The sequence below is a fragment of the Chitinophagales bacterium genome, from assembly GCA_040877935.1.
In the GTDB taxonomy this organism is placed as follows: Bacteria; Bacteroidota; Bacteroidia; order Chitinophagales; family CAIOSU01; genus JBBDNB01.
The window spans coordinates 73,716-97,729 of sequence record JBBDNB010000027.1; the positions used below are offsets into that span (position 1 = coordinate 73,716).

At 38.5% G+C, this 24,014-nt stretch carries 20 protein-coding genes; 18 read left to right on the forward strand and 2 right to left on the reverse strand.

Features of this window, described 5'->3' with window-relative positions:
• The first annotated feature begins 16 nt into the window (after nt 1-16).
• The 9 genes from WD048_07165 (at nt 17) to WD048_07205 (ending at nt 8,033) form a co-directional block, all read left to right on the forward strand.
• Nucleotides 17-712 (forward strand): WbqC family protein, encoded by a 696-nt coding sequence (locus WD048_07165; protein MEX0811980.1) that lies wholly within the window; start codon nt 17-19, stop codon nt 710-712.
• Nucleotides 709-1,326, forward strand: coding sequence for a class I SAM-dependent methyltransferase (locus WD048_07170; protein ID MEX0811981.1), 618 nt, complete (start codon nt 709-711; stop codon nt 1,324-1,326). Before WD048_07165 ends, WD048_07170 begins: the two co-directional genes overlap by 4 nt.
• A gap of 5 nt (nt 1,327-1,331) precedes the next feature.
• On the forward strand, nt 1,332-1,991 hold the full coding sequence (locus tag WD048_07175; GenBank protein ID MEX0811982.1) for an acetyltransferase: 660 nt from the start codon (nt 1,332-1,334) through the stop codon (nt 1,989-1,991).
• 121 nt (nt 1,992-2,112) lie between these two features.
• A complete protein-coding gene (locus WD048_07180; protein ID MEX0811983.1) occupies nt 2,113-3,039 on the forward strand; it encodes a glycosyltransferase in 927 nt (308 codons plus the stop codon).
• 11 nt (nt 3,040-3,050) lie between these two features.
• On the forward strand, nt 3,051-3,812 hold the full coding sequence (locus WD048_07185; protein MEX0811984.1) for a hypothetical protein: 762 nt from the start codon (nt 3,051-3,053) through the stop codon (nt 3,810-3,812).
• 1 nt (nt 3,813) lies between these two features.
• Nucleotides 3,814-4,527 carry an FkbM family methyltransferase gene (locus tag WD048_07190; GenBank protein MEX0811985.1) on the forward strand — a complete coding sequence of 238 codons (714 nt, stop codon included), beginning with the start codon at nt 3,814-3,816 and terminating at the stop codon, nt 4,525-4,527.
• Nucleotides 4,511-5,428, forward strand: a complete 918-nt coding sequence (locus WD048_07195; GenBank protein ID MEX0811986.1) for a hypothetical protein — start codon at nt 4,511-4,513, stop codon at nt 5,426-5,428. The genes WD048_07190 and WD048_07195 overlap by 17 nt, the downstream gene beginning before the upstream one ends.
• A complete protein-coding gene (gene rffA, locus WD048_07200) occupies nt 5,425-6,567 on the forward strand; it encodes a dTDP-4-amino-4,6-dideoxygalactose transaminase (GenBank protein MEX0811987.1) in 1,143 nt (380 codons plus the stop codon). Before WD048_07195 ends, rffA begins: the two co-directional genes overlap by 4 nt.
• Nucleotides 6,568-6,569: 2 nt before the next feature.
• Nucleotides 6,570-8,033 carry a hypothetical protein gene (locus WD048_07205; GenBank protein ID MEX0811988.1) on the forward strand — a complete coding sequence of 488 codons (1,464 nt, stop codon included), beginning with the start codon at nt 6,570-6,572 and terminating at the stop codon, nt 8,031-8,033.
• A gap of 77 nt (nt 8,034-8,110) precedes the next feature.
• On the opposite strand, the gene WD048_07210 is transcribed toward WD048_07205, so the two are convergent.
• Both WD048_07210 and gmd read right to left on the reverse strand, forming a co-directional pair.
• Nucleotides 8,111-9,559, reverse strand: coding sequence for an oligosaccharide flippase family protein (locus WD048_07210; GenBank protein ID MEX0811989.1), 1,449 nt, complete (start codon nt 9,557-9,559; stop codon nt 8,111-8,113).
• Nucleotides 9,560-9,597: 38 nt separating this feature from the next.
• The gene (gene gmd / locus WD048_07215) at nt 9,598-10,746 is read right to left on the reverse strand and encodes a GDP-mannose 4,6-dehydratase (protein ID MEX0811990.1); all 1,149 of its coding nucleotides are present in this window, start codon (nt 10,744-10,746) and stop codon (nt 9,598-9,600) included.
• A gap of 458 nt (nt 10,747-11,204) precedes the next feature.
• On the opposite strand from gmd, the gene WD048_07220 reads away from it, so the two are divergent.
• The 9 genes from WD048_07220 to WD048_07260 all read left to right on the forward strand — a co-directional run.
• On the forward strand, nt 11,205-12,251 hold the full coding sequence (locus WD048_07220; GenBank protein MEX0811991.1) for an IS110 family transposase: 1,047 nt from the start codon (nt 11,205-11,207) through the stop codon (nt 12,249-12,251).
• Nucleotides 12,252-12,371: 120 nt separating this feature from the next.
• Nucleotides 12,372-12,563 carry a hypothetical protein gene (locus tag WD048_07225; protein ID MEX0811992.1) on the forward strand — a complete coding sequence of 64 codons (192 nt, stop codon included), beginning with the start codon at nt 12,372-12,374 and terminating at the stop codon, nt 12,561-12,563.
• A 250-nt stretch (nt 12,564-12,813) separates the two neighbouring features.
• On the forward strand, nt 12,814-13,959 hold the full coding sequence (locus WD048_07230; GenBank protein ID MEX0811993.1) for a glycosyltransferase family 4 protein: 1,146 nt from the start codon (nt 12,814-12,816) through the stop codon (nt 13,957-13,959).
• A 50-nt stretch (nt 13,960-14,009) separates the two neighbouring features.
• Nucleotides 14,010-14,495, forward strand: a complete 486-nt coding sequence (locus WD048_07235; GenBank protein MEX0811994.1) for a cupin domain-containing protein — start codon at nt 14,010-14,012, stop codon at nt 14,493-14,495.
• A complete protein-coding gene (locus WD048_07240) occupies nt 14,495-15,202 on the forward strand; it encodes an NAD(P)-dependent oxidoreductase (protein ID MEX0811995.1) in 708 nt (235 codons plus the stop codon). Before WD048_07235 ends, WD048_07240 begins: the two co-directional genes overlap by 1 nt.
• Nucleotides 15,203-15,350: 148 nt before the next feature.
• Nucleotides 15,351-16,310 carry an NAD-dependent epimerase/dehydratase family protein gene (locus tag WD048_07245; protein MEX0811996.1) on the forward strand — a complete coding sequence of 320 codons (960 nt, stop codon included), beginning with the start codon at nt 15,351-15,353 and terminating at the stop codon, nt 16,308-16,310.
• 82 nt (nt 16,311-16,392) lie between these two features.
• Entirely contained in the window at nt 16,393-17,478 is a 1,086-nt protein-coding gene (locus tag WD048_07250) for a glycosyltransferase family 2 protein (GenBank protein MEX0811997.1), read from the forward strand.
• A gap of 3 nt (nt 17,479-17,481) precedes the next feature.
• Nucleotides 17,482-18,714 carry a glycosyltransferase gene (locus WD048_07255; protein MEX0811998.1) on the forward strand — a complete coding sequence of 411 codons (1,233 nt, stop codon included), beginning with the start codon at nt 17,482-17,484 and terminating at the stop codon, nt 18,712-18,714.
• 167 nt (nt 18,715-18,881) lie between these two features.
• On the forward strand, nt 18,882-24,014 hold a 5,133-nt coding region (locus WD048_07260; GenBank protein ID MEX0811999.1), incomplete at its 3' end, for a hypothetical protein.

Below are 24,014 nucleotides of genomic sequence, written 5' to 3' on the forward strand. Positions count from 1 at the left end.
AAAATAGTTATTCTAAATGCAAAAAAAAGGTATAATTACCCAGTCGAATTATATACCATGGAAAGGATATTTTTACAGTATTGATGAAGTAGATACCTATGTAGTTTATGATGATGTCCAATATACCCGAAGAGATTGGAGGAACAGAAACTTGATTAAAACCCCGCAAGGTTTAAAATGGTTAACCATACCAGTTGACGTTAAAGGTAAATATTATCAAAAAATAAAAGACGCCAAAATTGCCAAAAGTGGATGGAATAAATCACATTGGGATACCATTAAGCAAAACTACAAGGATGCAAAATGTTTTAAGGAAATGAGCATTTGGTTGGAACCTTTATACATGAATTGTAAATATGAATTTTTAACTGACATCAATTTGTATTTCATCAAAAATATAAATGAGTTCTTAGGTATAGAAACAGATATCCGGTTTTCTTCAGAGTTTGATTTACCAGAAGATAAAACACAAAGGTTGGTAAATATATGTAAAGAACTTAAAGTTACAGATTATTATACTGGCGATTCAGCAAAATCTTATATTGATATAAACAAGTTTTCAGAGGAGGATATCAATGTGCATTATTGGGATTTTCAGGGCTTTCCAACTTACAGACAATTACATGGAGAGTTTGTCCATGGCGTAAGTATCATTGACCTTATTATGAATGAAGGTAATGATACCCCTTATTTCTTAAAAAAGACTGTATGAATAAAGACTTGATAAAAGAAGTTAATAAGTACTATACAGAAAAGGTGCTTTCATATGGTGCCTCTCCTAAAGGAGCCGATTGGAATGGTACAGAATCTCAAATTATTAGATTCGAACAACTTTTAAAATTGATTCCTGATATAAAAAAACCATTTTCATTATTGGATTATGGCTGTGGTTATGGTTCAATGTTAGGCTATTTAAATGAACATTTAATCAAAGCAGATTATACTGGCTATGATATCTCTGAAGAGATGATAAAGAAAGCCAAAGAAATTCATTCAAACAGTGGCAAGTGGCTGAATAGCTTACCCAATGGTTTTAAAGCAGATTATGTGGTAGCAAGTGGATTGCTTAATGTGAAGCAGCATCGACCAATTAAGCAATGGGAAGATTATGTACTCTCTACCCTTGACCAAATTGACCAAATTAGTAAATTAGGATTTGCCTTTAATATATTAACATCATACTCAGACAAGGAGTATATGAGAGACCATCTTTATTATGCTGAACCAGAGAAGTTTTTCAAGCTCTGCAAAACGAAATATTCTAAGGAAGTTGCACTTTTACATGATTATCAACTTTATGAATTTACCATAATTGTAAGAAAATAATAAACATGAGTAAAATTATCATTTTTGGAACAGGGGATATTGCCCAAATAGCTAATTACTATTTCTCTATTGACAGTGAGCATGAAGTAATGGCATTTACGGTAGATGGAAAATATAAAAAAAACGAAAGCTTTGAGGATAAACCTGTAATTCCTTTTGAGGAACTCGAATTGAAATTCCCTCCAAGTGAGTATAAAATGTTTATTGCATTAAGTTATTCAGGGCTTAACAAAATCAGAGCTGAAAAATATAATGAAGCCAAAAAAATGGGGTATGAACTTGTGTCATACGTAAGTTCTAAATGCTCATACATGTCCCAATTTAAATGTGGTGACAACTGCTTTATCTTTGAAGACAATACTATACAGCCATTTGTTAAGATCGGCAATAATGTTACGTTGTGGAGTGGCAATCATATTGGTCACCATAGCATATTGAATGATCACATTTTTATTAGTTCTCACGTAGTAGTTTCCGGTCATTGTAAAATTAATTCATACTCTTTTATTGGTGTGAACTCAACAATTGGTCATCAGGTTGAAGTTGGTCCTGAGAATATTATTGGCGCAGGGGCTGTCTTAACAAAAGATACCGAAAAGGGTGATATTTACGTACCGGCACGTTCTATAAAACTGGAAAAGAAAAGCAACCAAATTAAACTGTAATGAAATGAACATACCAAAAAAAATTAACACACATAATCATGGTTAATATTTTTTGGCATTGCGAGTTCCACTTGCCTGCCGGCAAAGGCTGGTGTGACCGCTGAAAATTAATTTTAAACACATGAAACCTGAAATTTCAGTTGTTAGCCCTGTATATGGTGCTGAGAAAATTGTTGATGAGCTGGTAAGACAGTTAATAGATTCCCTTGAGCAAATCACTTCTAATTATGAAATAATACTTGTTGAAGATGGTAGTCCTGACAATTCCTGGCGAAAAATACAAGAAAATTGTTTGAAATTTAAGCAAGTAAAAGGAATTAAGCTAAGTAAAAATTTTGGGCAACATCATGCTGTTAGTGCAGGCATTTCAGAATCTAAAGGTAATTCTATTGTTGTAATGGACTGTGATTTGCAAGATGATCCAAAAGATATACAAAAATTAATAGACAAGACTAGGGAAGGTTATGATACTGTTTTTACAATTAGATCGAAAAGGAGACACCCCCTATTAAAAAGAATTTTATCTAAACTATACAAATCCTTATTTTCTTTATTGTCCAATGAAGAGTTCTCTCTTCTAAACGGCTCATTATATTTAATAAATAGAAAAGTAGCAGATGCAGTAACTGACTTGAAAGATAAGCCAAGATTAATGGGGCAGGTGATAAGATGGGTGGGTTTTAAAGTTGGATACATAGAAGTAAAACATAAAGATAGATTCGAAGGCAAGTCCTCTTATAGTGTAGAGAAACTTATGAATATGGTATGGGATGGCTGGATTTCCAATTCGGATAAAATGCTAAGAATTGTTATGTATTTAGGGGTTTTTATATCAATTTCGGCATTCTTTGCTGCGATACTAATTATTATAATGAAGTCTTTTATAGATTTTATGACAGGTTGGTCAAGTATTATTGTTGCAATACTATTTTCAACAGGGTTAATACTGCTGGCACAGGGAGTAGTAGGTCTTTACGTTGGTAAAATATTTGAACAAACCAAAGAGCGCCCTTTATACATTATTGATGAAAAAATTAATTTTAATTAAATAACTTTTGCATGAAAGTTAACGCAATATCCAGAACTGAATTCTTTCAGTTAATAAAAAACCATAAAAAAAGTTTCCTTGAATCAATAGCACTTCCCGAGGCGTATATTGTGAAAAAATTTTATTCTGAGGAATTTGTTACGGGATTAAGGAATAGTTGTTTTAATTGGGGTCAGGCAGAAGATGCATCATGGCATCCTTTTTATGATGATTGCCCTGATTATCACAGGCTTCATGATAATTATCCTAAAGCCTATGTAAAACAAAAGTTCCATGGATTTTACCATCATAATTATGTCAATAAAAATAAGGACATATTTTCTCATATGAGAGATATTTTTTTAATAAAAAATAAACTTGCAGGTTTTAAAGAAGAAGAATTTTTAGAAAATATACCCTCTGATGGAATTGTTCCCAGAATAAATGTTCACCATTATCCAAGAGGTGGTGGCTATCAGTCAGAACACATAGACCCTGATGGCCCATTTGCACAAATTCAGACCTTAATTGCAGGTTCAAAATATGGAGTAGATTTTAAGACAGGAGGATTATTTGCGAGAAAGAATAAAAATAGTGAGAAATTTTATTTAGACTCATACACTGATATAGGCGACATGATTGTAATATCTCCAGCTATTTTTCATGGTGTAGATCCTATCGATCCAGATGTCAAATATTCCCCGGATACAAATGATGGTAGATGGATATTATTACCATTATTTTTATATTCAGATTATCCAAATGAAAAAAATATTAAGCCAAAACAAGTTTAACATGCCTGATACCATAATTAAGAATGATAATCACCAGGAAGATATTCAGATAATATTTGAAAGATTAAAAAAATTCACCCCAACAGGTGTTTTCCATATTGGTGCCCATAAGGGAGAAGAAGTTGATCAATATTTAGCTTTGGGTTTCCAAAAAATTATTTTAGTAGAAGCAGACCCTTCATTATATGAATACATAACTAAAAAATTTAAAAAAGATAAAAATGTCAGTGTTTTTAACTATGCGGTCTGCGACAAAGTAGGCTTTGTTGATTTCTATATCCATAAAAGCAACAATGGAACAGAGTCCAGCAGTATTTTTAAAATGGATAAATTGGACAAGATTGTCACATCGCTCAAAACCTCTAAAACCATAAGAGTACCTGCAAATACAATCGACAACATAATACATGAAAATAATATTAACTTAGAGGATTATAATGTACTTGTTTCTGATATTCAGGGAGCTGATTATTTTGCAATAAAAGGTGCGGAAAAGTCAATAAATAAGTTCGATGCAGTTATAGTTGAAGTCCAATGTATAAATTTATACGAAAACTATATTAGTGAAGAAAAAATGGACTCATTGATGAAAGGATTCGGGTTTGAAAAGGAGTTTGTAATTTATCATGAGTTATATAAAAACGACAAACGCTTCCCTGCCTGGGGGGAAGCACTTTATATTAATAAAAACAAAAAAAATGCAAAATTGGGATAAATTAGGACTTTTACTTGATATATCTTCATTCCATCCTAATTTGACCCATTCTTCTGTTCCCTGTGGTTTTTGGATAGAGAAAGATATTCTTAGAATTATTTTTAGTTCCAGGAATAAGCATAACCAATCAATTCCTTTTTTTATTGATTATAATCCTGGTACAAGAAAACTTGTAAGTGAGCCTTTAAGAATTAAACTCGCTCTTGGGAATTTAGGGACATTTGATGACAGTGGAATTATGCCATCCTGCCTAATTAAAAATGGCAACGAGTTATGGATGTATTACATAGGTTGGAATCTTGGAGTTACTGTTCCTTTTAGGAATTCAATTGGCTTAGCTATTAGCCACGACAATGGTCAATCATTTGAAAAAAAATTTAAGGGGCCGGTTCTTGATAGAGACAAAGAAGAACCCCATTTCGTAGCTTCAAACTGTGTAATATACGATGATAATCAATATAAGATGTGGTATTTAAATTGCATAGGGTGGGAAAAATCCAACTCAAATTTGCGCCATAAATACCATATAAAATATATAACATCTAAAGATGGTTTTAATTGGGCAAGACCGGGAAAAGTAGCTATTAATTTCTTGTATGAAAATGAATATGCTATTTCTGTACCCAGGATTTTAATAGAGGATGATATATATAAAATGTGGTACTCATACAGAGGTGGTTTAATAAGTAATTCATATAGAATCGGATATGCTGAATCGTTAGATGGAGTAACCTGGATTCGCAAAGATCATTTGATCAAGTTAGATACTTCAAATTCAGGCTGGGATTTTGAGATGCTTTGTTATCCCTTTATTTTCGATTATAATGACGATAGGTTTATGTTATATAACGGTAATGGGTATGGTAAAACAGGTTTTGGAATAGCTAAACTACTAAAATGAAAACCATAGGATTTAACGTTCCCTACTTTACAGGCAAGGAAACAAAATACATTGAAGAAGCAGTGAAGTCAGCAAAGATTTCAGGTGACGGTATATTTACCAAAAAATGCCACGAATTCTTTGAAAGTAGATACGGCTTTAGAAAATGCCTGTTGACCACCTCCTGCACCGATGCATTGGAAATGGCGGCTATTCTGCTTGATATATTACCCGGGGATGAAGTGATTATGCCCTCCTTTACCTTTGTAAGCACAGCCAATGCTTTTGTGCTGCGCGGAGCAAAAATTGTTTTTGCTGACAGCAGGGCAGATCATCCCGGGATGGATGAAACTAAAATTGAAGCACTGATCACGCCCAAAACCAAGGCAATCGTGCCCGTGCATTATGCAGGAGTGGCCTGCGATATGGATATAATTATGACTATTGCTGAAAAACACAATCTGTTTGTAGTGGAAGATGCGGCCCAGGCCATTGACAGCTTTTATACCGGAAAGGATGGTATAAAAAAACCATTGGGCAGCATTGGACATTTGGCTGCATTTTCCTTTCACGAAACCAAAAACATTATTTCCGGAGAAGGGGGCATGTTGGTGGTAAACGATGAGCAATTTATCCAAAGGGCTGAAATCATCCGGGAAAAAGGCACCAACCGCTCCGCTTTTTTTCGCGGTGAAGTGGATAAATACGGCTGGGTGGATATTGGCAGCTCCTTTTTGCCCTCGGATATGATTGCGGCTTTTTTGTTTGCCCAATTAGAACACATAGATGAAATCCAGAAAAAAAGGCTTAAGATTTGGACTGCTTATTACAAGGGTTTAAAAGTGCTTCAGGAAAATGGGAAGCTGCGATTGCCCTTTATTCCTGACTACGCCACTAACAATGCGCATATGTTTTATATAGTACTAAATAATACAAAAACGAGAGATGAATTGATGGAATATTTGAAAGAAAAGGGAATAACAAGTGTTTTTCATTACCAGACTTTGCATAAATCAAAATTTTATAAGGATAAAAATGAAAGTTCACAATTCCGGAATAGTGAGCAATATGCTGACTGCTTACTTCGACTACCTATGTTTTATGAATTATCTCTGACAGAGGTGTCAATTGTCTGTAAAAGTATAAAATTATATATATGAGGGTGAAAACAAAAGTTATTCTAATTTCATTTTCTGTTTTGGTAAAATTAGCAATGCTATTTGCGTTTGCTTATCAAACGAATCCAAATCTGCTTCATGATTTTAAATTGTATAATGAATATGCAGGGGATGCTCCGGATTATATTGAGCCGGTAGAAAATTTATTAACTCATGGTTCCTATTATTTTGGTGAAAACAATTATGCGGGCAGAATGCCTGGAATGACAGTATTATATCTTCCATTGCGATTGTTGTTTGAAAAACATATTGCGCTTAATTTACTCTTAATTATTCAGACAATCCTGTCAGGAGTATCGGTGTTTTTTCTGGCAAAGCTTGTCTATAAGCGAACTTCGAACATCCGTCTTTTTTATTCAACTTTATTTATTTATCTTTTTTGTACATATGTTAGTAGGCATGATGCAGCTTTGATGACAGAGAGCTTAGCCGCAAGTTCACTCATATTTTCCCTTTATTATTTTAACAAAGCCATTTCATTGGATTTTGACAAAAAGCACCTGTTCTTTTCAGGGGCGTTCTTTTCCTGGTGTGTTTTCCTACGTCCATATATGTTACCTGTTTTTGGACTTTTTTGGCTGGTTCTCTTATACCATCACTACAAAGTGAGTTTTAAAAAAGTAATATTGCTTTCATTTATTTTTACCTCAACTTTTATTGTAGCAGACATAGCCTGGATCATTAGAAATTATAAGTTTGAGCATAAAATTGTCCCGTTGCAAAGTACTCTATATAAAGGCTATGATTTTACTGGCTGGTATAAATCTAAAGGTTATTTTATTTCATCATTTGGGGGTGATGGCTTATCGTGGAGTCCAAACAGTCATGCAGCTTGGTTTTCATCTGACGAATACTTAAAAAAGTATGGATTTGAAAGGCCTGGAATAGAAATTTTTCCAGAAACCTTATTTTACGAAGATCTGACTAAGGATACATTGAGAAAAGTACAGTCTTATATTATTGAACTGAGCAAAGATGCTGATCTTAAACATTTAGATAAAAAGCAAAGGGATTTTTATGAGAGCGAAGTTGTTCGAATATTAGATGAATTTAGAAATAGGTATATAGAAAATTACCCTTTTCAATATTATGTAGTTTCACCCTTAAAATATTTGGTTGAATTTACTGTTCTTCAGTCGTATACTTATTATTTGCCATACACCTTTAATGAAGCTAGCATTTTTGGGAAAATATTTAAAATATTTACATATTCGTATAATTTCTTAATTGTTCATGTTGGCTTTTTATCATTAATATGGTTGTTTTACAAACGGAAAATAGATAGTTTGAATTTCATTATTTATTTTACAATACTATTTATACTGATATTTTTCCCGATTCTAAGAAGAGGAAGCGAATACAGAATGATGGTTTTGGCATTTCCATTGTTCATTTATGTAATAAATTATTTTATTTCTACCTTAAGGTATAAGTCAATAAATCCATAGCTTAAGGGTGTTTCATAATGAAGAATTGATTTTATATACTTTGCAGAGTCCTTAACATAAGGGTATTATTATAGGTGTTATTCCTTCTTTTTCCTCAAAAAGAGGCTAACAATATTCATTTTCCTATTTAAAATGAACAAAAAGCCCACTGACATCAACATGTAGAAAAATAATTTCAGGACAGTGAAAGTCAATGTTTGGTCGTCAACAACAGGCAACAAGGAAACTGAACAAGCCAATAGCAGTGTGCCAATAATTAGTTTGGTATTGTAGATGTTTCTTTTGTCCGCTTCTTTGTTGCTTAAATAAACAATCACGACTACATGTACTGAGAATGCAATGATTCTTGCTGCAACTGCACCGTAAATCCCATAGGGTTTAATAAGTAAGTAACAGGCAATGACATCGGCAACAATTCCCGCCAATGTTGCCAGGAAAAGATATCGGTTGTATTTGCCGTAGTAAAAGGTCTTTATATTGTACAACTGTCCCATGAAGATGATGTACAAACCTATTACCGTAAATGGTATATACTGATAGGCCACGATAAAATCAGGATTGCTCGACAACAAGGTCAGCAACTCCCTTGAAAACCAGGATATACCAATGGCAACAAAGCCCGCTCCGGCAAAGATCAGGCTGATGATTTTTGCAATTTCTTTTTCCGGTTTCTCCCTGATATTGGCAAATAGCCAGGGAGTAAAAGCATTGATGATGGCCTCTTTTGCAGAAGAAAAAATGGCTGCAAAAGTAAGGGCTATATAGTAGATGCCCGAAGCCTGCGAGCCGAGGTAGGCATTTAAAAAGAACTTGTCCACGCTTTCAAAGAGGATGTTCAGTACCGAATAAGGCAAAAGAGGTATTGCATAGTTCAGTGTACTTTTCAATATCTTTTTATCAAAATCAAAGGTATATTTCCTGTAAAACAAAAAATACAGGAGCAATGAGAATAAAGTAGTGTTGAGCAATACACCCAGTATAATCCCCAACACATCCATGCCCATGATCACTACAAAAAAGAGGTTCAGCAGAATATTGATGCTGAAAAATGCAGTGTCCAGTATAAAAGCATGGTAGCCCCGGTGGTTTGCTTTCAGATAGACCCTGCAGGTATTCACGCTAGTATTCAAGGGTATGGAAAGCAGAAATAAAAACACATAGGGGTAAAAGGGGATGTCGTTCAATATGGGTTTCAGGATATAAGGCCCACTGAGTGACAAGAATGCCACAACGATCAGTCCGAATGCAAAAGAGGTGATTAATGTAGTGAATATCAGGCTGCTATGATCGCTGTTTTCTTTTTCAGATTCGTTGAAAATAAAGCGTGTTAATGCTTTGCCCAGTTCCAGCCCAGCAAATAGCGTAACGAATGTCCCTATGCTTTGGGTAATGGATAAAATCCCGTAATCACTTTTGGTGAGATAAAGTGAGAAAATGGGAAAAAATATAATAGAAGAAGCGCGCAGCAATACACTTGAAATGGTATATAAAAATGAATTCTGCGCTACCTTTCTTAGAGTGGCCACAATGTCTTATTGTGCTTATTAATGAAAATAAATAGCAATTACTCAGCCAGTTGTTTGATGTGAAGCCCTTCTCTTTTAGCTATCAGGTCGCTTCTGAACAATTCAACATCTGAGCTGACCATGTCCTTTATCAGGTAATCCAGCCCATATTGGGGTTCCCATCCCAGTTTTTCCTTCGCCTTGCTTGCATCTCCAATGAGCAAATCCACTTCTGTAGGACGGAAATATCTTTCCGCAACGAACACGACTTCCTGTCCTTCCTTTAACTTGCCGTGTTTACCAACTATGGCAGAAGTGGTTTTGCCGTAAACCTTCTGATCTATGCTTTCCACATACCCCACTTCCTCAAGGTCCTTTCCTTTGAATTTAAGGTTAATGCCTACTTCCTTAAAGGCTTTTATTACAAAATCCCGCACGGTGGTGGTTTGACCTGTGGCAATCACAAAATCCTCCGGAACATTCTGTTGCAGCATGAGCCACATGGCCTCCACATAATCTTTGGCATGGCCCCAGTCTCTTTTAGAGTCGAGGTTTCCCAGGTAAAGCTTATTTTCAATCCCTATGGCCGCCTGTGCCACACCTCGTGTAATTTTACGCGTCACAAAGGTTTCGCCCCTTACCGGTGATTCATGATTGAACAATATACCGTTACAGGCAAACATATCATAAGCCTCCCTGTAATTAACTGTAATCCAATAAGCATATAATTTTGCCACTGCATAGGGCGAGCGCGGGTAAAAAGGTGTTTTTTCAGTTTGAGGGACTTCCTGTACCAGTCCATAGAGTTCAGATGTAGAAGCCTGGTATATTTTTGTTTTTTTGTCAAGTCCCAACAGCCTCACGGCTTCAAGTACTCTCAAAACTCCAATGCCATCTGCATTGGCGGTGTATTCCGGTTCTTCAAAACTTACCTTTACATGGCTCATGGCAGCCAGGTTGTATATTTCATCTGGCTGTACTTTCTGAATGATTGAGGTGATGTTGAGTGAATCGGTCATATCGCCATAGTGCATAATGAAATTCCGGTCCTGTACATGGGTGTCTTGGTACAAATGATCGACCCTTTCTGTATTGATCAAAGAACTCCTTCTTTTAATACCATGGACATTATAGCCCTTCTCCAGTAAAAATTCCGCAAGATAAGCTCCGTCCTGTCCTGTGATTCCTGTAATTAGTGCAGTTTTCATAATGTATATTCAAATTCAAAGGTAATGAAATTATCAAAATGCAAAAGGTCTAAAATTGAAGATCAGGGCAATCGCATCAAAACCTAAAGCATGAAAATATATAAACATATATTATATCATTTTTATTACTTAAAGCTGCTTAAATCATTAGTCCGGTAAGTTTTGCTTTGAAGGATGTGTCAAGACGACAAATGTCTCTGCAGGCCAAATACACCCTGGTTGATGTCGCCCTCGTATGTTAGCAAACATCAAAGTAAATTAGTAAAATTTTCATCACATGGGGCCATATAGGTGGTAAGGATCGCCCTTGATAATTGGTTGCCAATATATCGTCTTGAAAGATTATTCACCTATATGGTTTCCTTTCTAAACTGAACAGTATCATAGGAATACCGCATTGTGGTATATCCAGCATCACGAGGTTGGTTAAGGAAAGTCCCATAAAAACAAGAGAACTTATGAAAATCGTAAAACACGTTGTCGGGATCGATGTATCTTCCGAGACATTTGATGTTTGCTTTAAAGCGGAGCTTGAGGATCAACAGAGGATAACCAAGGGTACAAGGTCATTTGAAAACAATGCCCAGGGATTCCGTAAATATCTTGATTGGTGCTTAAAGCGCAACCATAAAGAGGTCGGGCTTACGCATATCCTCGAGGCAACAGGCGTTTATCACGAGAACCTATGTTATTATTTGCATAACCAAGGTGAGCAGGTATGCGTTTTATTGCCCCAGAAAGTGAAATACTTTATAAAGAGCTTGAACGTCAAGACCAAGACGGATACAACCGATGCGAAGGCGATTGCCGAATACGGCCTTTGCTGTAAGTTTCAATTATGGGAACCCCTCAGCGAGAACTTCAAACATATCAGGGATTTATGCAGGACGGTAAGCCAGCTTAAGAAAAGCAAGGGCGCTCTCCAATCCCAATTACATGCCCTCAACAGTAGCCATAATTCAAACAAGGAGGGTTTAGGGGCAATGGAGCATTTGGTCAACGAGCACAAAAAAAGCATAAAAGAGTGTGAGGCTGCAATCCTGGCCCTATCAAAAGAAGATAAGGGACTATGGGAAAAGGTGGAAAGGATAACGGAGATAAAAGGAGTCCAGGCACTAACCGTTCTAAAGCTATTGGCCGAGACCGATGGGTTTAGAAAAGTAGGCAGCATTAAAAAACTGGTCAGTTACGCAGGTCTTGATGTAATCGAAAACCAGTCTGGAAGCCGGCAAGGAAAAACAAGGATATCGAAGAAAGGGAACACGTTTATCAGGGAGGCTCTCTATATGCCCGCATTATGCGCAACACAGCACAACAAAAATATGAGGGCGTTTTACGAGATGCTGGAACAAAGGCAGGCTACAAGTAAACAGGGGGTGGTAGCGGTAATGAGAAAGCTGTTGGTCGTGATATATTCCCTGTGGAAAAGCGGGAGAAAGTACAACGAGAACCACGAGTGGAAAGAAAAGGGCAAGGTTTCCCTTGCCCGCAGGATAGCTGTTTAAAACTTCCTATTTCTGTTGATACAAAAAAAGTGATTTTTTTGGTTTTATTTTGGTTTTTAACACAGTATCTTTCAGGGCTAACAACACAAGCCCTGAAAAGGGCGAAATATTTGTAAGGATGTGTGTGAGCGCATCCTCAATTGGCAGGATGGATATGCTGCTTTTTCAGCGAGTCCCTCAATGGTAGATAAAACTGCAGCATACATTGCCAATCAGCATAAACATCACCGTGAGAAAGGTTTCAAAGAGGAACTTCGGACACTTCTGAAAAAACACAAGGTGGATTATGACGAACGTTATGTTTGGGATTGACCCACTGTAACAAAGGGCTACACCCTTCGTTTGTGAGATGTCGCCCCTTCAGGGCTCCGCGTTGTTTTACAATTCAAGCCCTGAAAGAGCGAGATATATGTAAGGATGTGTGTGAGCGCTCCTCAATTTCTAATGGCGATAGACTTCCAAAGTCTTTGAGACTTGGGAAGTCTTACTAAATGACAATCCATGCAGAGGTTATTTGGGGCCTAATACGTGCCTTTTTATAAAACAGGTATATTTGTGCCCCATGTACAGGCTTTACCATCTTCTATTTCTTGTGGAGTTAAACATCTTTCTGATAGTTGCCCATTTGTATGCATTGTTTACAGGGCAAAAGAATCAAAAAGGGAGTGTCAGGAAAATTCTCGCCTTGCCATACTATCCATTGAACTATGCCGGAGGCCACAGCCGTATTGGAGACTGGAAACCCTATTTTGAAAAAGCGGGCATTCAGTATGATGTGCACTGGGCCAGTACAAGTGAAGCGTTTTTAAACGAGTTGGACAAAGGAAGCCGCCTGCAAAATTATTTGTTTTATCACCAGCTAATGTTCAGGCGCTTTAAAGTTATTTTTCGATTGCAGCAATACGATACCATATGGATACAAAGGGCTTTTGTGCCTTTTTACCCCTTCACTGATGCATATTTTGAACCGATTTTGAGGAAAATCAACAACAGAATTATTGTGGACTATTACGATGCAGATTACTGCTCTAATTATAAGCTGACACTCAACACTGCAAAATCGGCCTATAAAGTAACAGTGGCTGGGCCATACCTGGTTAATTTCTTTGCTGAAAAAGGCATAAAAACCAGTTTTGTAAGGTTTGCCATGAATTACAGGGAGTACAAACTTCACGGGCATAAAAGTGATGATAAAATTGTGCTGGGCTGGATGGGATCTCCTGCCAATTTTAAAAATGTTTTAGATATTGAAAACGAGCTTTTAAAAATTGAAAATCAATTTCCACAAATAGAGTTTCATTTTATCTGCCGGGAGGTACCCGATTTAAAATTAAAAAGGTATAAGAATTACAAATGGGGAGACCCCGGTTTTGATTACCACAAGGCCATTGCCAATTTTGATATTGGCCTGGCACCTATGATCCACGCTACAGAGCGCGACAAAGCCAAAACAGCCTTTAAGACACTGGAATATATGGCTAGTGGACTTGCATTTATGACCTCGCCATGGGGTATATCCGATCAGTTAAAAGACAATGAAAACTGTCTTTTTGCCAATACAAAAGAAGAATGGGAACTGAAACTCTCTATATTGGTTAGGGACAAAGTCCTAAGGCAAAAACTTGGGCAAAATGCCCGGAAAACTTTAGAGCAATATCACTCCTATGACAATGTTTTTGAATCACTGCAGCAAGCATTGACACATTAGGCGATGAATAAAAATTGCTTTACTTTTGAAAACCAATACAAGCTTATAAAATGAATAATAAAGTAGTCAATGCAATAGTCCCCACAAATGACAAATTTGTTGATGATAAAATAGTGCGGTTCAACCCTTCCTGTAATTTGGAAACTGTGCGGGATGGCAGAGGTGGGATTTTTACCTGGGTGCCCCCAGAGCCCATTCTTGAGTGGAACATGCTTATTTTCCACCCCAATAAAATAAGGGGAAACCACTACCATTTAGAATTTGTGGAATACTTTATGGTTGTAGAAGGATATGGTACGATGGTATCCAGAGATAAGGCGGGTAAAGAAGTCTTTTATCATTTGTCCAAAGGACAATGCTTAAGGGTGCCCATAGGGGTACCACACGCCTTTTATGCGATTGAGTTTACTACTGCAATGGCTTTCTTGACCAAGCGCTGGGATGATTGTGATCCGCCAATAATTTTTGAAGATGTGATCAATAGCAGCAATGACCCAACAGCTTTTCCCGTAACACCACCAAAACCAAATAAGTAATGATAAATAAGATAGCAGTTATCGGAGCGGCCGGATTTGTAGGTTCGGCTTTGATGAAGGCATTGAAAGAGAAGGGCCGCTACAATGTAGTACCTGTAGTGAGAAATGATTACGAGCAATTGAAACAAGATCAATACGATCTGATTATCCATACTGCAATGCCATCGAGGAGATGGTGGGCATTGAACAATCCACTGGATGATTTTGAAGCTTCAGTTGGATTAACAGCAGATATCGCTTACACCTGGAATTATAACAAAATTGCTTTGATCAGCAGTGTTTCCGCAAGGGTACAAAGAGAGCACCCCTATGGCAGGCACAAACATCTTGCGGAGGAATTGTTGCTCAATGCAGGAGATGAAAACCTGATTTTTAGATTGGGAGGACTTTACGGTGAAGGCCTGGACAAAGGGGTGATTTTTGATATGATCAATGGAAATCAGGTGTTTATGACAGCCGATTCAGCCTTTAATTATATTGACACTTATGTGGCCGCTAAACTGATGGTTGACCGCCTGGATAAAAAAGGGATTGTAGATATAGGAGCTAAAAATATTATCAGCATCGGTGAAATCGCAGAACATTTCAAGCTGGATGTTGATTTTGGGGACAGAAAAGAATTTCAGGACACCCAAAACCCCGATGAGGCCTATCCTGATGCACGGGAAGTTTTGGATTATATTGAAAAACTGGGAATTGTAAAATAATCTTGAAGCAATGAAACGAACATGAATTTTTTTAATCAAAAACTTCACACATGAATATGATTAAAATAAATTCATTTGAGAGCGAAGCGGTTCCATGTGTGCAGAATTTTTTCTGCATTTTTGGTGCTTGCAGAAAAATTTCAAACACATGAACGATTATAGCAACAGTGTATTGGCAGTTACCGGGGCAACAGGTTTTGTTGGTACTGTTTTTATGAAAAAATTAGAAGCTTCCGGTTTAAACTTTAAGGAAGTGAGGGTACTCAGATCACGCGATTATGACCTTAGGAATCTGGAGGATGCCAAAGCTGCTTTTGAAGGTGCCGACTATGTGGTGCATATTGCCGGAATTACCGGTGGAATAGAATTTACAAGGTTGAACCAGGGCAGTGTTTATTATGACAACATCATGATGAATACCAATGTGCTGCATTCTGCTTACCTGAATAAGGTGAAAAAAGTGGTTTCGGTGGGGTCGGTTTGCAGTTATCCCAAATTTGCCAAAACACCCTTTAAAGAATCGGAGATCTGGGATGGCTACCCCGAAGAGATCAATGCGCCCTATGGTATGGCCAAGAAAATGTTGATTGTACAGGGGGAAGCCTATAAAAACCAGTACGGACTGGATTCACAGGTTTTGTTGTTTACCAATCTGTATGGCCCCGGGGATCATTTTGATAAAGACCGTTCCCATGTAGCACCGGCACTTATTGTGAAATTCAAGGAAGCAAAAAACAGCGGCAGTAATAAAATTGTGCTCTGGGGCGATGGCACTCCTACCCGCGATCTGCTCTATGTGGAAGATGCAGCAGACTCCATCATCCACGCATTGCAATCCAGTTCTGAAGTCAGTCCGATAAATGTGGGCAGCGGCATAGAAGTTTCTATTAAAGAACTGGCCAACACTATTCACAAATTGGTAGGAGGGGAATTTGAACTGGAATGGGACACTTCCAAGCCCAATGGACAGCCAAGAAGAATACTGGATACCTCACTGGCAGAAAAAGAAATAGGTTTTAAGGCCAAATTTAGTTTAAGAGAGGGGCTGAAAAATACGATTGACTGGTACGAAAAAAACATGGAAACGAACATGACAAAAAAATTTTGACATACATGATTATGATCAAAATTTTTTGTTTTGTGAGTTCCATGTGACCGAATGAAATTTATTTAAACACATGAACCCCTGTATGAAAGGGATTGCAAGAAAAATAATCCGGCCATTTCTTTATTACCTCTATTATCTGCCATTTAAAAACCGCATAAATGTCAGCAGAGCTGGCAAGCCTTTGAAAAAGGGAATTACGGCCGTGGTGGCGATGAAAAATGAGGAATACACGCTTCCCTTTTGCCTGCAAAGTCTGGTGGGGTTTGCCGATCAAATAGTTATTATTGACAATGGATCAGAAGACGCTTCGCTGCAAAAAGCAAGAGCCTTTAAAAAGGAATTTGGCAACCGGGCGGAAGTGGATATTCTTGAATTGCCCGGAGCTTTATTGGGAGATTGCAGGGAAGCTGGCCTGAAAGCCACACGATACCAATGGCACCTGCGCTGGGATGCAGATATGGTGGCCCATACTGATGGGAAGAACAATATGCGTCAACTTAGGGAAAAAGTGCTAAACAACAGTACACCACGTGCAATTCAACTGCCCAGGTTTAATATAAATGGAGATTTAAAACATTGCGATCCCAATAAAATTGTTGATGCAGGGGAACCCATTCTGGTTTGGTTCAATAAACAGGTTTTTTATAAGGAATACGGTAAATTCGATGCCATTAAACTGCCTGTTTATTTTAAGCAGTTAAAAGAAAAAAAATACTATTATTTTCATTGTCAGGGCTTAAAGTCAGATGAAAATTTAATGCATCGCTTTCATTATTTCAGGTGGCGCGAGATACTTAATACATACAGCAAAGACAAGTTGCCGAGTTATGTATTTGATTTGGATACATTTAAACAAAGAAGAAATGAATACCTTTTTGAAACCACAAATCCGCAATCACTCAAATTCAGGTACCAAAGGCAATTGGTGCCCCGGTTCAGAAAATTCAATCCGGAGAACTATAAGCTCTATTACCCTGAAGTCTTAAGAGAAGAAATGGATTCCGGTAAAGCGCGTTTTGAAATCATATACAAAGATGGGGATCCATATATTAGAAAAGATTATGAGGATACTGAAATGCTGGATTTTATTCCATCCAAAGAAGACCTCAACTGGTCTGTAGATCAATTTTTCAAGCGCTTGGAAAATGACCTGCCCCATAAGCAATAACACATGAATGATAAAAGAGCTTGTGTTTTATTACATGGAGGCGTCAATAATGATGCCCGGGTCATTAAGTTTACCCGCTATTTTTCGCAATTTATGGAAATTGACCTTTTTTATATCAATCAATCCAATGCACCTGTAGAAGATGCAAATAAACTTTTTGAAAATCAGGTAAAATTGTATCCGCTCCACTTACCCAGTGATACCCTGAAAATAATAAGGATCTTAAAAAGCGTTTTTTTCTGGCGAAAATATGATTTTATGATAGCGCATGTGCTTAAAGAGGGGCACAAATATGATTTGATCATTGCCAATGATCTGCCAACCTTAAGACAGGGAGCATTGCTTAAAGCAGTATCAGGCAATGCAAAATTGCTATACGATTCGCATGAAATTTATCTGGAAACCGTAAACCAGTTTTATCCGAAAATAGCAGCCCCTGTTAAAAAAATGCTCTTTAAATGCATGATTTCGCTTTCCAGGTTTTTTGGCCAAATTGCAGAGAAAAAATATTTGAAGCAGGCAGATTTCTTTACCACGGTAAACAATTCCCTCGCTGATTATTTCAAGAAAAAATATGATTACAATAGCGTGCTTGCAGTTATGAATTGCCCTCCCTATTCAGAAAAAAAACCCGTGTCAAAAATAAATTTCAGAAAAATCTACGGATTTGATGTTGAGGATAAAATTTTTCTTTACCAGGGTGTTTTGAATTTGGGTAGGGGATTGCACTTGTTGATTGAAGCCTTTAAATTGGTTTTAAAATCAAACAATAAAATCAAGCTTGTAATCATTGGTTATGGCGTTTTGGAATATGAATTGCAAAATAAAGTTCAGGAAGCCGAACTTGGTGAACACATCAAATTTTTTGGGGCGGTACCCAATCAATATTTGATCAATTATACTACTGCCGCAGATTTTGGGGTGAATTTACTGGAGCCTTTTAATCTGAGCAAAAAACTGGCTTCCCCCAATAAATTGTTCGAATACATGCAGGCTGAAATTCCGGTATTGTGTTCCTATTCTCCTGAAAATGATTTGGTATTTAAAAATTTTAAAATTGGGCGGCAATGTGAAAATAAACCCGAAAGTATTGCAACAGCAATAACAGCATTGGCCAATGAAGAAGAGCAAAATTTAAAAAAATATTTTGTAGAATTGTGCAAGGCTAAGAAATTATACAACTGGGAAAAACAATCAATGAAACTAAAAAGCATTGTAGAAAGTTTAATTTCATAGTCTTATCAAAATCAAAAATCCCACGATCTTCGAATCACAGCTACCTTTTTATATTTTATACAGGACATTTTAATAATTAATGTTAATAGCAAGCATTGTTTCTGCCTGTTAATAATTCATTTATTCACTAATTTAGTAGCTTCTAATTTTAGTACAACTCTGAGCAAATGAAAAGGTTTATTCTCATAACACTATACTCGATTATAATTTTATCTGTCAATGCAGCCAACCGTACCTGGATAGCTCCCGCTAACGGGGACTGGAATGTTGCAGCCAACTGGTCAGGCGGTGCAGTGCCCGTAGCTGGTGATGATGTGTTTTTTGACGGCAGCAGCACCTTTGATTGTGACATTAATACAAACGTTAATGTTAATAGTATTAGTGTAGCCAATACCTATACCGGAACCATTAGTCAATACAATTTCACAATAGATGTAGCTGGCGCAATGACTTTTAGTGGAGGGACATTTATTGGGGGAACGGCTAACATATCCTGTGGCGGGACTTTTACACTTGATGGCACAAATTTTACTTCCACTACTCAGAGATTATTGGTTAGTGGCGTGGGTTCAAATTTTGTTTTTACTGCACCTGCTACATTTGCAGCAAATACGGGGACTGTTGTGTTGGAAAATAATAAGACCATATCAGGAAACTCAATTACTTTTTACAACCTGGAATTTCGGAATGGCACTTTTGATTTTTCCGGCAATACGCATGTGGTAAACAACAACATCAACTATGAGGTCTCGGCTCCTGTAATCCTAAACAATGGTACACTCCAATTGCATGGGGATTTAAACATTAACAACCCAAGTGGAGCCGGAACAGGTGGTACTGCAACAATTGAATTTGTTGGTGCTGCAGATCAAAATGTCAATTCATCTGTTGCATTAGGACAAGGCAAAACTCCCAATATCACCATCAACAAGGCCGGTGGTGATTTGGTCATTAATGGGAATTTCACGGTGATGGGTACCTGGAATTTCCTCACCCCTACAACAGTTGGGGGAAATGGAAAACTCATATTATTTAATGGAAACACTATTTCAGGTGTAGCCCATACTGTCCCGAATCTTGTATTTCAACAAGGGGATTACGAAATAAGTACCGACATAACAGTTTCGGATACACTGTGGTTAAGAGGAACAAACACAATCAGAATCAATACAGGTGATATTTTTCTTACTGGTAATTTAAAAATAGACAATACAAATAATGCTGGCGGTGGTACCGGTACTGTGCACATCGTTGGCGGTGCTGATAAAGTTTGTATTTCCAGTGTATCCTGTGGAAAAGGAAAACTGCCCAATGTGGTTTTTGACAAGCCTGCAAGTAGTTTTACGGTAATCCAAACTACTGCCAATGCCGGTTTTTCGATAGAAGGCACCTGGACTTATGTAGATGGGACTTTTCTGGGCAACGGCTTTGTCTGTTTTTCCAATGCCAATACCATCAGTGGCCCATCGCAAAACTTTAAAAATGTTGGTTTTTCACGTGGAGACTACAATATCAATTCTCCGGTTAATGTTGCTGATACTTTATTGATCACAGGAGGAAATGCAGTCAGGTTTGTCAATGGGGATATTTCCTTACAGGGAAACTTGCTGATCAACAATGCAAGTGGTGCCGTTACATGCTATACTTCGGGAAACATAATTTTGGATGGCACAGCCGATCAAAGTATTATTGGTAATTCTGTTTCAGGCCAGGGGAAATTACCCAATATTATTATCAATAAAGCCTCGGGTACGCTTAATTTGCTGGGAACCGGTGTGATTACAGTGGCAGGTGATTGGATATTACAAAATGGAACGGTTGATGCAGGTACTTCAACCGTTGTTTTTTATTGCGATAGAAACCTGGACATGACTGGTGCAGCTACAGAGTCTTTTTATAATATCACATTAGGTGATGGTTCAATGAGAACACTAACCGGGAATACCAATGTATCCAATCAAATTGATTTAGCTACCGGTGTTATTAATTTGAATGCAAGGGATTTGAATTTTACCAATCCCAACTCGCTTGCATTATTGCGAACAACCGGAACCCTCCAAAGTGAAACCGGCCCGGTGCCTGGATATGGCAGGTTTATCTGGGATGTCAGGAATAGTGCAGCCGGCACCAATTACCTGATTCCTTTTAGAAATGCAGGAGGAAATAATATACCTGTTGAATACAGGATACAAACCGCAGGAGTTGAAACAGGAATCGGTAAAGTGGCTTTTGCCACTTACCCCACCGACCCCAATGGCGGCCCACCCAACAACCGCCCTCTTCCCACCGGAGTGAGCAATTTGGATGATTATTTTAATGTTGAAAATGCTGCCAATGTAATTGACCGGTATTGGATTATTGAACCCATCAATTATACTACCCCTCCTGTTGCACAATTGCTGCTTTCTTACAGGGATTCCGAATGGAATACAGGCAACAATACCATCAACGAAAATGAATTAAAAGTGCAGCGCTGGGAAGATCCCTATTGGGATGTGCCCTATCCAACAACTATCGATGCAGCTGCCAATACTGCAACTACCGATGTAGGGGTAGATCAGTATTCCATTTTCACTTTAAGTACAGCAGTCATTCCCGAGGTAGATTTTTCCGGCCCGGACCTGGTTTGTTTGAATGACTGCGTTGATTTTGCAGACAGCACCAGTCCCACCGGAGTGGATTCCTGGCTTTGGTCATTTCCCGGTGCAACGCCTTCTTCTTCTACAGATCAAAACCCAACAGGCATTTGCTACAACAGTACCGGTGATTATGATGTCAGCCTTACGGTCACTTACCCCAGTGGCGCCACTGCTTCAGATACCAAAACGGATTTTATTACCGTAAACCCATTGCCCACAACTACTGCCGGCCCTGATACCACGCTATGTGAAGGTGCTGCGGCTGAATTGTTTGCCACCGGTGGGGTGGAATACGCCTGGTCGCCCAATATCAATATCAATGATACCACGCTGGCCAACCCCACTATCTTCCCAACGGCAGATAGAGAATATGTGGTGCAGGTTACAGATGCAAATGCTTGTATTGCATATGATACTGTAAATATTACTGTCTTTTCTTCCTCTATTGATCTGACACTGGGTGTATTGGATTCTGTAAGTTGTACAGGTGAAACCGATGCAGCCCTTGAAGCAGTTGTGATTGGGGGCAATTTGCCATTGACCTACACCTGGTCAAACAATCTCAGGATCAAAGCCAATACCAATGACGATCGGGATACGCTTGAAAATATAGGTGCAGGTACCTACTGGGTCAGGGTAAATGATGATATTGGTTGTGCCAAAACAGATACCGTTACTTTAATTGAACCCGATACCCTCACTGCAACAGCTACACTGGACAATGCTATTTCCTGTTTTGATGCCGATGATGCGCAAATCAGCATTTCTGCATCAGGTGGAACGGGCACTTTGGAATATTCCATTGACAGTGGGGCTACTTTCCAACTTGATTCTGTTTTTACAGGGATTTCTTCTGGAAGTTATATTGCCACAGTGAGAGATGCCAATGAGTGTACTGCAACAGTTTCCGGCACTATTGAAATTACCAATCCACCTGAATTAACGATTGCCGCAGTGCTCGACAGCAATATCTCCTGCCACAATGCCAATGATGCGCAGATCAGTGCCACAGCTTCCGGTGGCTCCGGTGACCTGGAGTTTTCCATCGACAGTGGAGCAACTTATCAAGTGGATACTTTCTTTTCAAATCTTTCAGCCGGGGATTATACAATCATAGTAAGGGACACAAGCGGCTGTACCGATACGAGTAGTGTTGTTACTATTACAAACCCTGATTCATTGAGCATAGAAATTTTTGCCCGGGACATTACCTGTAATGGTGAAAACAACGGGTCTGTTTGGGTGGATGTTACAGGCGGCACCACGCCTTATCAGTACAACTGGAATAATGCTGCAATTACAGATTCCATTTTCAATTTATCCCCAGGTACTTATTGTGTAACGGTTACTGATGACAATGGCTGTCAAATCTCAGCCTGCGATACTATTATAGAACCTACAGCTCTTACAGCATCAATCACGGATTCCAGCCACATCACCTGTAATGGTGCTGATGATGGAACAGCAACGGTTACTCCAACAGGTGGCACAGTGCCCTATACTTTTGACTGGGGCGCAGTTGGAAACAATCAAAATGATTCGATCAATACAGGGCTGCCTCCTGGTACCCATCCTGTAACAGTTACTGACAGCAATGCTTGTGAGGTTACAGTGAGCGTTACCATTACAGAACCACCTGTTCTTACGGCAACAATAAGCGATACGGTGCATGTAAGTTGCAATGGAGAATGCGATGGTGAAGCTACGGTAACGCCAACAGGAGGAACACCTCCATATACTTTCGCCTGGAGCGATGGACAAACAGATTCTATAGCAACAGGGCTTTGTGCCGGTGCTTATGATGTAACGGTAAGCGATGCCAATAGCTGTGACACTATAATCAATGTTACAATCACCGAAGCTCCTGTTTTAACAGCAGTAATAAGCGATACGGTGCACGTGGCCTGTAATGGCGATTGCACGGGAGAGGCTACGGTAACGCCAACAGGAGGAACACCTCCATATACTTTTGCCTGGAGCGATGGACAGACGGATTCGATAGCAACAGGACTTTGTGCCGGAACATACGATGTAACAGTAAGCGATGCCAATAGCTGTGATACTACGGTAAGTGTTAACATTACTGAACCGGCTCTTTTGGGCGCAAGCATTACCGATACCGTACATGTCAGCTCCAATGGACTTTGTGATGGAGAGGCTATAGTTACTCCAACAGGGGGTACACCGGGTTACACTTTTGACTGGGGAAGTGGCAATGGAAACAGCCCCAATGATTCTATTAATACAGGTTTGTGTGCCGGGATTTACAATGTAACCGTAACTGATCAGAATGATTGCGATACTGTAGTAACGGTGGAAATCACCGAACCCCCTGCCCTTGATGCCAGTATTACCGACACCACGCATATTGTCTGTGGTGGGGAATGCACCGGTTCGGCAACCGTAACACCTGACGGTGGTGTGGAACCCTATACTTTTCAGTGGGATGATCCTGCCAATCAAACGGACTCTATAGCCACAGGGCTTTGCGCTGGTTTTTACCAGGTAACTGTAACAGATGACAACAATATAAGTGCTGTAATTGCTGTGGAGATTACTGAGCCGGATACTTTAATTGCAACAATATCGGATACAACAATGACCAGTTGCAATGGCGCATGCGATGGCGAAGCCACGGTAACGCCATCAGGTGGAACCCCT